Raw genomic sequence first — 9,761 nt, 5'->3', positions numbered from 1 at the left:
GCTCCTCGATCTCGACGTGCATGTAGGACTCGCTGACCATTCCGTCCGGTGCGTCCGCCGGCACGTGTAGTTCCGCGAGATTGCCCTTGGCGTCGCGCTTCAACCGCATGACCGGGTGGATGATCAGGTGGACCGTGAGTTCCCGACGATTGAGTTCCGCCGTCACCGAGTCGACGAGAAATGGCATGTCATCGTTCACGATCTCGATGACCGTGTGGTTCGATTTCCAGCCGTGATCCTCGAGGCGCGGATTATAGGCGCGGATCTTCGGCTTGGCCGATTCGCGGGTGCGCGCGAAATTGTAGAAAGCGAGGGCAGCACCGTAGAGCTGGTCGATGTCCTCGTTGACGATGTCGTCGGGCGACACGTTCGCGTAATACTGGCGGACGAATTTTTCGGCAGGAACGGATTTTCCCCGCGGCAGCCGCTCGCGGGCGAGTGTAATGACCTTGCCGATCACTTCTTCCTTGAGTGCGTGCGCGCGCGCAGCCATCTTAGCCCTCCCTTCGCCTTCCGAATCCCGCCGCTTTTTCTTGGCCTTGAGCTTAGTCGGCGTTTGTTAACTTAAATCGATCACACTGCGCCGAATTGGCACTCGAAGCGCGGCGGCGATTACCCGGAATGTCGGCCCGAACCGAGAGCCGCGTCAATAGCATAAGGTGCGGCGGGCATTCGGCTCAGCCGAGGCCGGCAGAAGGAAGGATCGGCATGGCCACAGCGCTCAGCGATTTCGCCAAATCCAGGGCATGGTGGCCGGCCGGATTGTCGAAATGGGCCATGCGGTTCCTCGTCGGTATCGCCATCGGCCTCGTATCCGTGGTCGTATTCTACGCTGGCCTCCTCGCGGCCGTCCTTTACTCCCTGCGCGTCATTGAATTCTGAGCGGGAACGGCCAGTCGGCCACGTAATCGCCCGCAAAGCTTCAAGCGCGGCGCGAATTGGCCGTGTTTCCATCTCTACTTGCATGACGGTGGCCGACTTCTCGCGTTCGGGCGCCGACCGTATCGCAAGATCGATGATGCGTGGATTCACGGTTCGTTCCGGCAATCGGCCATGATCTCGGCCCGCCGACTTCCGACGTCATTGCGCCCAGCGTCGATCCATGAGCTTGCTAATGATCCCGACCTGCCTCCGATCGGTCCGACGACCCAAGCGCGATAGCAATGCGCGCACAAACGAAGCCTTCGCATGCACGAGATCGTTTGGAGGGTTCTCAGGAAGGATTGGAGCGGGAGAAGGGGTTCGAACCCTCGACCCTCACGTTGGCAACGTGATGCTCTACCACTGAGCTACTCCCGCACCGGAGCCGAGAGATAATAAGTATATCGGCTCCATTTGCAAGGATGGAATAGAGTTAACAGGCACTAACCATATTATTGGGACGCTGGTTGTGCTTCCATCGCAGGGCGTTATTTTAGGGCCGAAATCGAGGACGAACGATGCCCGTCACACCAGAGGCTCTCCTGGCCCGGTTCCAGGAATTGGGCTTCCGCACGACGAATCATCATCATCCGCCTGTGTTCACCGTCGAGGAGAGCAAGCAGCTTCGCGGCAAGTTGCCGGGCGGGCATTGCAAAAGCCTCTTCGTCAAGGACAAGGCCGATCGGGTTTGGCTGGTTGTCGCCCTTGAGGATCGTCCGGTCGATCTCAAGCGCCTGCGGCGCCAGCTCGGCGCCAAGAAGACCCTCTCGTTCGGCAATCCGGAGCTGCTGATGGACCTCTTGGGCGTGACCCCGGGCTCCGTGACACCTTTCGGCGTGGTCAACGATCGCGGGGGCAGGGTCAAGGTGGTGCTCGAGACGCGCATGATGGCTTGCGATCCCCTCAATTATCACCCCCTCGTCAACTCCCAGACCACGTCGATTTCCCCGCAGGACCTCCTTGCCTTTCTGCGCTCGACGGGGCATGAACCGCTTATCCTGGACTTCGACGCCCCGCTTCCGGCTGAGGGTGCCGCCGGGGCCGCTTGAGGGGGTGGACTTGCCAGAACGCGGGAGAGCCGCCATTTAGATGGCGCGATAGAGAGCGGGACGGATCGCGACCCGCCGCCATCCGGGCGGCAATCCCGCCCAAGCAAGCCAGCAGGCGATCCAGAAGGGGATTGAAGGCGTATGCAGACAATCATCGATGAACACGGAAGCCCCGCTTCCGGCGGCGACGCCGGCCTGGTCAAGGATGCGACCGCTGCGAGCTTCAAGAAGGACGTGATCGACGCCTCGCGCGAAGCGCCGGTGATCGTCGATTTGTGGGCGACCTGGTGCGGCCCGTGCAAACAGCTTGGCCCGATCCTCGAGAAGATCGTGCGCCAGGCGAAAGGCAAACTGCGCCTCGTCAAGGTCGATATCGACAAGAACCCGCAGATCGCCCAGCAATTTCGCGTTCAGTCGATTCCCGCCGTGTTCGCTGTGGCCGACGGGCGTGTGGTCGACGGCTTTGTCGGCGCATTGCCTGAAAGCCAGGTCAAGGCGTTCGCCGACCGGCTCCTGGCCGCAGGCGGGCCGGACGACGGTGCGGCAGAGACGGCGGAAGCGATCCAGCATGCCGCAGCGCTCATGGCGGAAGGCGACCTCGGCACGGCAAGTGCGATCTTCGGCCAAATCCTCCAACAGGAGCCGGACAACATTGCGGCTATCGGCGGCCTTGCGCGTTGCCACGCCAAGGCGGGCAACCTCGCCCAAGCGAAGGAGTTGTTGGCAAGCGTGCCGCCCGAAAAATCCGGCGATCCGGAGATCGCGGCCGCGCGTTCGGCACTCGAGCTCGCCGAGCAAGCCGAAAAGAGCGGACCGATCGACGAGCTGAGGGCCAGGGTCGCAGCCAACCCCTCGGACAACGCCGCCCGCCTCGAGCTGGCGAACGGGCTTTACGCCGGCGGCCGGAACGAGGAGGCGGTCGAGGAACTTCTCGACCTCATCAAGCGCGACCGCAAATGGAATGACGAGGCGGCGCGCAAGCAGCTCCTGAAACTTTTCGAAGCGCTCGGCAACGGCAATCCGATCGTGAGTGCTGGCCGTCGGCGGCTCTCCGCACTTCTCTTTTCGTGACCGGACGCGCAACATGAGCCGAAGCAAATTCGATCCGGCCTTCGAACAGCTTCCCGGCACGACGCCGATCTTTCCGCTGAGCGGCGTCCTCCTGCTGCCGGGCGGGAAGCTTCCGCTCAACATCTTCGAGCCGCGCTACCTCGCGATGACGCGGGATGCGCTTGCGGGCGAGCGCATCATCGGCATGGTGCAGCCGCTTGAAGGCCAGGGTGAGGCAAGCGTGCCCGAGGTCTATTCGCTTGGGTGCGCGGGCCGGATCGTCTCTTTCGCCGAGACCGACGATGGTCGTTACGAGATAACGCTGGCCGGCCTCTGCCGGTTCGACATTGTGCGCGAAATCGACCCAGTAAACGGCTATCGGCGCGTAATTCCCAATTTCGAGCCGTATCGCGCCGACTACGAGGATGCGCCGGGCGGGGTCATCGAGCGAAAACGGCTGGTCGAGGCCCTTCGCCAATATTTCAAGCTGCAGAACATCGATGCGGACTGGAAGGCGATTCAATCGACCCCGGACGAGCGGCTTGTCACCACCCTCGCGATGGTGTGCCCGTTCGAGCCGAGCGAGAAACAGGCCCTCTTGGAATCTCCCAATCTCCTCGAGCGCGGCCGCGTCATGACCGCACTGCTCGAGATGGCGATTCTCGGGACCAAGGGGGGCGAGGCGCGCCACTGATGGGTGCGCAATGAAGCGCGGGGAGTTGACGGCGATGGCCGACGCAAAATCGGGAGTCGATCCCAAGCTGCTCGAAATCCTTGTCTGCCCGCTGACCAAGGGGCCATTGCGATACGATCGCGAGGCCAATGAGCTGATCAGTGAACAGGCCGGCCTTGCCTATCCGATCCGAGACGGGATTCCGATCATGCTGGTCGATGAGGCGCGCCGCCTGGATGAGGCGGCGAAGCCATAACGTTGTGGCGTTGACGAGAGCCCTCTTATGACCGGCGGTCGAAACCGCGAGCTCGGCACCCGGCACTGGCCCGTCGAAATCCGCCTGACCAAGGCCGAGAAGACGCTCGAAATCGATTTTGACGACGGCAAGCGCTTTCGCTACCCGGCCGAATATCTCCGTGTCGAAAGCCCCTCCGCCGAGGTTCAGGGTCATGGCCCGAGCCAGAAGCAGACAGTCGCGGGGCGACGGCATGTGGGAATCATCTCGCTCGAACCGGTCGGCAATTATGCGATCCGCATCGTGTTCGACGATCTTCACGACACCGGAATATTCTCCTGGGCGTATCTCTACGAGCTTGGCGAGAACCAGGATGAGAAGTGGCGTGCTTACCTCGCGGCCCTCGAGGCTCGAGGTCTCAGTCGGGAACCCGAACGCCGCAAGTAAGGGACGTACCAAGGAAAGGACGCAAACGGCGTCGCCTCAGAGCCGCTCGCCGCGCGTGAGCCGAGGCAGCTCACCGACGACACCCATCGCATGGCGCATGAAAAGCCGACGCAAGGGCGGAAGCTCGTTGACGAGCCCGAGACCGACATCGCGCACGAACCGCACGAGCGGCACGCTGTTCGAGAACAGGCGGTTGAGCGCATCTGTCGCGACCATGAGCGCCACATTGTCGAACCGTCGCCAGCGCTGGTAACGCGCCAAGAGATCGCCGCCGCCGAGGTCGAGGCCGAGGCGATGCGCATCGACGAGGATTTCCGCAAGTGCCGCGACATCGCGCAGGCCGAGATTGAGGCCCTGTCCGGCGATGGGGTGTATCGCGTGGGCTGCGTCGCCGATGAGAGCGAGGCGCGTATCCGTGTAGCGCTCCGCGTGCAGAAGTGCGAGCGGATAGGCCCAGCGCCGACCCTCGATCCTGAGCTTGCCAAGATAAGGACCGAAGCGCCGCTCGAGCTCCGCGGAAAACGTCGCATCGTCCCGCGCCAGGAGGGCTGGGGCAAGGCGAGCATACTCCGTCCAAACGATGGAGGAACGATGCTCACCGTTCGCCCCTGACGTCATCGGAAGGACCGCGAGCGGTCCGGCCGGCAGGAACCGCTCGTGCGCCACGCCATGATGCGGACGCTCATGGACGATCGTGCAGACGATTCCGGTCTGGGGATAGGACCATTCCGTGACGGCGATGCCTGTCTCGCGCCGCAGGCCCGAGTCGCGCCCGTCCGCCGCCACGACAAGGGCCGCCTCGATCTCGCGACCGTCGGCGAGCGTTGCATGAACGCCCGCGGGATCGCGAACGAGGGAGACGATGCGCACCGGTGCGAGGTGCTTCGCGTACGCTGAGGATTGCAGCCCGGCCACGAGTATCCTTCGCGTCTCCCGATTTTCGATAATGTGGCCGAGGGGGTGGTTGCCGACCTCCTCGTGGCGATAATGGAGAAAGAGAAGCGAAGGCCCGTCGGAGACGCGGATTTCGCGAATCGGTTCGGCCAGGGGCTCCATCGCCTGCCATAGGCCGATTCCGCTCAGGACCCGGGAGGATCCCCACGCAATCGCCGACGTGCGGCCGTCATAAGCCGCGTCTTGGCGCTCGTCGGGCGATTCGCGATCGCAGAGGACGACGACGACCCCGGCATTCGCGAGCGCCAAGGCAAGGGTCATGCCGACCATTCCGCCGCCGACGATGAGCACGTCGGCGGCGATTTTCTCCTGCCCGGCTTGTTTGCGCTTTGCCGTCACGCCACCACCATCGCGCGCCCCGGCAAATCTGTCCAGCCGCCTTTCTGCGCATCGATTGGGCACGGGCGGATGGGCCGCCACACAGGCGCCCGCGCAATTTCGCCATTCCATGCCGCCTCAAGAGACGGCACGCTTCTTGAAGTTGGAACCTTGGGGTCGATTTGAATTGCTTCGACATCGCGGACGAACACCGTCGTCATCAGGCAGAAGGAGCCGTGGTTATGAAGCTGGTCATGGCAATCATCAAACCATTCAAGCTCGATGAAGTGCGCCAAGCGCTTACGGAAGCCGGCGTCGAGGGCCTCACGGTCTCCGAAGTCAAAGGCTTCGGCCGGCAGAAAGGACACACGGAGATTTACCGGGGGGCTGAGTACGCGGTGAATCTCCTGCCCAAGATCAAGATCGAGATCGCGGTCAGGGACGAAATGGTCGATGCGGTGATCGACGCAGTCCAGAAGCATGCGATGACGGGCAAGATCGGCGATGGAAAGATTTTCGTGTTCGAGATCGCCCAAGCGCTCCGCATCCGGACAGGCGAGCGGGACGCGAGCGCGATTTGAGAGCCCTTCATTGCGTGCCCAAGTTTTTTGCAGCGCCAACGACGGCGCATAAAAATTGGGCATCGATCCGTCCGCGCCGCCCCGGCGCTAGGGGCGTGCGAAAAACAATTCCCGCCGCACAACAAAGAATTAGCGGTGAGTCCGAGGACCGGCAGCAGGCCGGAAATCTCTGGCATGGAAATTGAGATTTCCCACCGGTCCAGGCGCTTCGCAGAGGGGAGCGAGACAGCACCCGGACCCTCCACCCGGCCGTCAATTGCGGGCCGAAGATGATCCAGCCATTTGGATAGGGCATCGAGATTGGGAGTTTTTCAATGCGACAAATGACCGGACTGGCAAGAGTCATGGCATTGGCGAGTGTGACACTCGCGACGATGGTCAGTGCAGCACTCGCAGATGAAGCACCGCCGAAAATCGACTCGGGCGACACGGCATGGATGCTGACCTCCGTCGCGCTCGTCCTGATGATGACGGTCCCCGGCCTGGCGCTTTTCTACGGCGGCATGGTCCGCAAGAAGAACGTGCTCTCGACCTTGATGCAGAGCTTTGCGGTCACGTGCGTCGTCACGGTCCTCTGGACGATCGTGAATTACAGCACCGCCTTCACGGAAGGGACGCCGTTCCTCGGCGGCTTCGGCCGGCTCTTCCTGCAAGGGGTGGTGAGCGACATCGCGGCGAATACCAAGAACGTGCCTTCGGTCAACGCCCTCGCACCGACCATCCCCGAGATGGTCTACATGTGCTTTCAAATGACCTTCGCGATCATCACGCCGGCCCTTATCTGCGGCGCCTTCGCGGAGCGCATGAAGTTTTCCGCGATGCTTTGGTTCATGGCGCTTTGGGCGACGCTCGTCTACGCGCCGGTCGCGCATTGGGTCTGGGGCCCCGACGGATTCTTCAATAGCGGCAATGATAAAGCGTGGGTGCATGTGCTCGACTTCGCCGGCGGCACCGTCGTCCACATCAATTCGGGTGTTGCGGGCCTCGTCTGCTGCCTCGTCCTCGGCAAGCGAAAGGGGCTCGGGAGCGAGCATATGGCGCCCCATAATCTCGTGCTCACGATGATCGGCGCCTCGCTTCTCTGGGTCGGCTGGTTCGGCTTCAATGCCGGCTCGGCGACGAGCGCGGGCCTCCAGGCGGGCATGGCCATGACGGTGACCCAGATCGCGACGGCGACGGCGGCGCTCAGCTGGATGTTCGCGGAGTGGGCGGTCAAGGGGAAGGCGAGCCTGCTCGGCATCTGCTCCGGCGCGGTCGCGGGCCTTGTCGCCATCACGCCCGCATCGGGCTTTGTCGGACCGGTCGGCGCCCTCGTCATCGGTGCGGTGGCCGGGGTCGTCTGCTATTGGGGGGTTACGGCCCTCAAGAACGGCATGGGCTATGACGATGCACTCGACGCCTTTGGCGTCCACGCGGTGGGCGGCATCGCGGGGGCACTCCTGACCGGCGTCTTCGCCATCAGCGAATATGGCGGGACCCCGGGCCTGATCGAAGGCAATGCGGGCCAAGTGGTGAGCCAGGCGATCGGTATCGTGACCGTGATCGCCTACGACGCAATCGCGAGCCTGATTATCCTCAAGGTGCTCGATTGGACGATCGGCCTGCGCGTTTCCGAGGACGTGGAGCGCGAGGGCCTCGATCTCACGGTTCACGGCGAAGTCGTGCCGTAGCACGGTTCCTACGTCCCGGTGGTCGAGCCCGGCCCGGCCAAGCGTGCGCGACGCCTCGTGTGGTGGATTTGAAGTTCCTAACATTTTGGTGGCATCCGCGTTTAGGCGCTTCAAATCCGAATACCACACTAGATACAATACGTTACTAGTGTGGCATTGAATCCGAAATTCGCTCCCGGTCTCTCGCCCAATGTGGCGAATTTCGAATTCGCCACACCAGACCGGGCCGATTTCTGGCCGGTTCGGCACGGCGGGAAAATGCCAGACACCCATGCGTTCCAGCGCCTTTATCGCGCCCAGAATGTCACAGCCATGTCACTGTGCAGCCGGCACGCTCGCGCCGACTATATCGAGCAATTATCGGCTTCAACGGTCACGTGAGAAGCCGGCGCCGGCGCTGAAGAGGCCCGGAAGTAATGCGGTCAACCAAGCCGCTGGGGGGAGAAAAGAGTTAGCTAGTGCGCCGAGACCTTCGTGGCCGTGGGTGCGTCCAACCGGGCGAGGGCTGAAAGAAATGGCCCTCGCGATCCAAGAGGCGGCGAGCGGCCCGGCGGTCGATGTCTCCGGGTGGCATTCGAATCTGCATGCGCTGTACCGCTATTGGGGCAGCATTCACCGGCCCGTGGGGCTGCCATCGCGCCAGGATATCGATCCGACGGCAATTCCCGCACTCCTCCCGCGGATTTGGATCCTCGACGTGCAACCGGAACCGTTTCGTTTGCGGCATCGCCTCGTCGGCACCCGGATCGTCGAGCTGGTCGGCGAGGATTTCACGGGGCGCTGGGCCGATGAGGCTCACCCTCACCTCGCAATCGACCCGAGCCCGCTTCGGCACTTTCGCGGTGTGGCGAAGAGCGGTGTTCCGACCCGCCGGCGGGGCAAGCCGCAGATCTTTTTGAAGAACCGGGCGGAGTTCGCCGAAGTCGAGACCGCTATCTTTCCTTTGGCTGGGGACGGCAAGATCGTCGATGCGCTCCTCTGCTGCACGATCTTCTATCGACGCAATGGGGCCGAGTTCTGAGGCATCGGGCGTCTCGGCGACCTCTGGGCCAACCATTGGGCCAACCATCGAGGCGGCAGTAAAAGACGTATTATTTATTTTTAATATTATACGTTACTAATGTATTATCCCCAAATGGTCTTGTCGGATATCCGATATCATTTGGATAATATGCTCCATCTTTTTCAGCATTTAGAATGTTGTCGCATCAATACTTGATAGCGACATCAACCAGGGTTCGTGATTGCCAGCGCCCAGTCAAACGACGACGCGACCAAAGACCATGCCCGTAGCGTGACAGGCACCCGCGTCTTGAAACGGCGCGCTCATCGAATGAAAAGGTTACGTTTCTGCGGGCAGTAATGACGCCGCGCACACGGCATCTGCCTCACACTGGGACTCGGGCCAGTCGATGCTCCAGTTCCGTGACGCGGTGGATTGCCTCGCGGCGTGTGGACAAAATTCTCAGTGAACAGAGCGCCGGCGTCCATCTCAGCGCCGAGTCGCGGAAAACGAACGAAACATAAACTGCCGATCTGCGTTACATGACTTTGTGGCCCAAATATATAACGCCCGCGAGATACTGTGTTCACAGTCGGTAACGACACTTGTATCGTTGCGCCGGCACAGTTACACTCGTTTCTGTTTTGTACCGAAGCGGGTTGGCTTGGCCTTCATTGTGGGGAGCTGAGTTGATGGCGCGTGCCGCCGCACAACGTTCGGGGCGAATGACCGCCCTTCTTCCGCCGGAGGCCTTGGCCTTCCTTCGGCGACGCATTGCGGAACTGGCGGGTGCTGGCCTCGTCGCGTTCGGCTTCGCACTCCTCCTCGCCTTGGCGAGCTACGATCCGTCGGATCCGTCG

General features: G+C 62.1%; 11 protein-coding genes and 1 tRNA gene. 9 read left to right on the top strand and 3 right to left on the bottom strand.

The annotated features are described in order from the left end of the window. On the bottom strand, nt 1-493 hold a 493-nt coding region (locus tag VEJ16_19065; GenBank protein ID HYB11764.1), incomplete at its 3' end, for an NAD-glutamate dehydrogenase. A gap of 215 nt (nt 494-708) precedes the next feature. On the opposite strand from VEJ16_19065, the gene VEJ16_19060 reads away from it, so the two are divergent. After that, nucleotides 709-882 carry a hypothetical protein gene (locus VEJ16_19060; protein ID HYB11763.1) on the top strand — a complete coding sequence of 58 codons (174 nt, stop codon included), beginning with the start codon at nt 709-711 and terminating at the stop codon, nt 880-882. A gap of 342 nt (nt 883-1,224) precedes the next feature. On the opposite strand, the gene VEJ16_19055 is transcribed toward VEJ16_19060, so the two are convergent. Further along, nucleotides 1,225-1,299 (bottom strand) — tRNA-Gly (locus VEJ16_19055). Nucleotides 1,300-1,439: 140 nt separating this feature from the next. Here VEJ16_19055 and VEJ16_19050 point away from each other — a divergent pair. The 5 genes from VEJ16_19050 to VEJ16_19030 all read left to right on the top strand — a co-directional run bounded on the left by VEJ16_19050 (nt 1,440) and on the right by VEJ16_19030 (nt 4,375). Next, nucleotides 1,440-1,970, top strand: a complete 531-nt coding sequence (locus VEJ16_19050; GenBank protein HYB11762.1) for a prolyl-tRNA synthetase associated domain-containing protein — start codon at nt 1,440-1,442, stop codon at nt 1,968-1,970. Between the two features lie 141 nt (nt 1,971-2,111). Then, nucleotides 2,112-3,041, top strand: coding sequence for a thioredoxin (trxA, locus tag VEJ16_19045; GenBank protein HYB11761.1), 930 nt, complete (start codon nt 2,112-2,114; stop codon nt 3,039-3,041). A 13-nt stretch (nt 3,042-3,054) separates the two neighbouring features. Beyond that, nucleotides 3,055-3,714 (top strand): LON peptidase substrate-binding domain-containing protein, encoded by a 660-nt coding sequence (locus tag VEJ16_19040; protein HYB11760.1) that lies wholly within the window; start codon nt 3,055-3,057, stop codon nt 3,712-3,714. Between the two features lie 34 nt (nt 3,715-3,748). After that, the gene (locus VEJ16_19035) at nt 3,749-3,949 is read left to right on the top strand and encodes a Trm112 family protein (GenBank protein HYB11759.1); all 201 of its coding nucleotides are present in this window, start codon (nt 3,749-3,751) and stop codon (nt 3,947-3,949) included. A 27-nt stretch (nt 3,950-3,976) separates the two neighbouring features. Continuing rightward, complete coding sequence (locus VEJ16_19030) at nt 3,977-4,375, top strand: DUF971 domain-containing protein (protein ID HYB11758.1); 399 nt, start codon at nt 3,977-3,979, stop codon at nt 4,373-4,375. 36 nt (nt 4,376-4,411) lie between these two features. On the opposite strand, the gene VEJ16_19025 is transcribed toward VEJ16_19030, so the two are convergent. Then, nucleotides 4,412-5,668, bottom strand: a complete 1,257-nt coding sequence (locus tag VEJ16_19025) for a UbiH/UbiF/VisC/COQ6 family ubiquinone biosynthesis hydroxylase (protein HYB11757.1) — start codon at nt 5,666-5,668, stop codon at nt 4,412-4,414. 221 nt (nt 5,669-5,889) lie between these two features. Between VEJ16_19025 and VEJ16_19020 the strand changes: the two genes are divergently transcribed. The 3 genes from VEJ16_19020 (at nt 5,890) to VEJ16_19010 (ending at nt 8,919) form a co-directional block, all read left to right on the top strand. Beyond that, the gene (locus VEJ16_19020) at nt 5,890-6,228 is read left to right on the top strand and encodes a P-II family nitrogen regulator (GenBank protein ID HYB11756.1); all 339 of its coding nucleotides are present in this window, start codon (nt 5,890-5,892) and stop codon (nt 6,226-6,228) included. 374 nt (nt 6,229-6,602) lie between these two features. Continuing rightward, on the top strand, nt 6,603-7,898 hold the full coding sequence (locus VEJ16_19015) for an ammonium transporter (GenBank protein ID HYB11755.1): 1,296 nt from the start codon (nt 6,603-6,605) through the stop codon (nt 7,896-7,898). 514 nt (nt 7,899-8,412) lie between these two features. Then, nucleotides 8,413-8,919, top strand: a complete 507-nt coding sequence (locus VEJ16_19010) for a PAS domain-containing protein (GenBank protein ID HYB11754.1) — start codon at nt 8,413-8,415, stop codon at nt 8,917-8,919. Nucleotides 8,920-9,761: the final 842 nt, after the last annotated feature.

The organism is Alphaproteobacteria bacterium (assembly GCA_035625915.1).
Classification (GTDB): Bacteria; Pseudomonadota; Alphaproteobacteria; order JACZXZ01; family JACZXZ01; genus DATDHA01.
Note: the sequence above shows the minus strand (reverse complement) of the source record. Positions and strands in the feature narration are given on the sequence as shown.

Coding starts and splice junctions, on each gene's coding strand:
- VEJ16_19060 (HYB11763.1), top strand. CDS start 709: ATGGCCACAGCGCTCAGCGATTTCGCCAAATCCAGGGCATGGTGGCCG.
- VEJ16_19050 (HYB11762.1), top strand. CDS start 1,440: ATGCCCGTCACACCAGAGGCTCTCCTGGCCCGGTTCCAGGAATTGGGC.
- trxA (HYB11761.1), top strand. CDS start 2,112: ATGCAGACAATCATCGATGAACACGGAAGCCCCGCTTCCGGCGGCGAC.
- VEJ16_19040 (HYB11760.1), top strand. CDS start 3,055: ATGAGCCGAAGCAAATTCGATCCGGCCTTCGAACAGCTTCCCGGCACG.
- VEJ16_19035 (HYB11759.1), top strand. CDS start 3,749: ATGGCCGACGCAAAATCGGGAGTCGATCCCAAGCTGCTCGAAATCCTT.
- VEJ16_19030 (HYB11758.1), top strand. CDS start 3,977: ATGACCGGCGGTCGAAACCGCGAGCTCGGCACCCGGCACTGGCCCGTC.
- VEJ16_19020 (HYB11756.1), top strand. CDS start 5,890: ATGAAGCTGGTCATGGCAATCATCAAACCATTCAAGCTCGATGAAGTG.
- VEJ16_19015 (HYB11755.1), top strand. CDS start 6,603: ATGGTCAGTGCAGCACTCGCAGATGAAGCACCGCCGAAAATCGACTCG.
- VEJ16_19010 (HYB11754.1), top strand. CDS start 8,413: ATGGCCCTCGCGATCCAAGAGGCGGCGAGCGGCCCGGCGGTCGATGTC.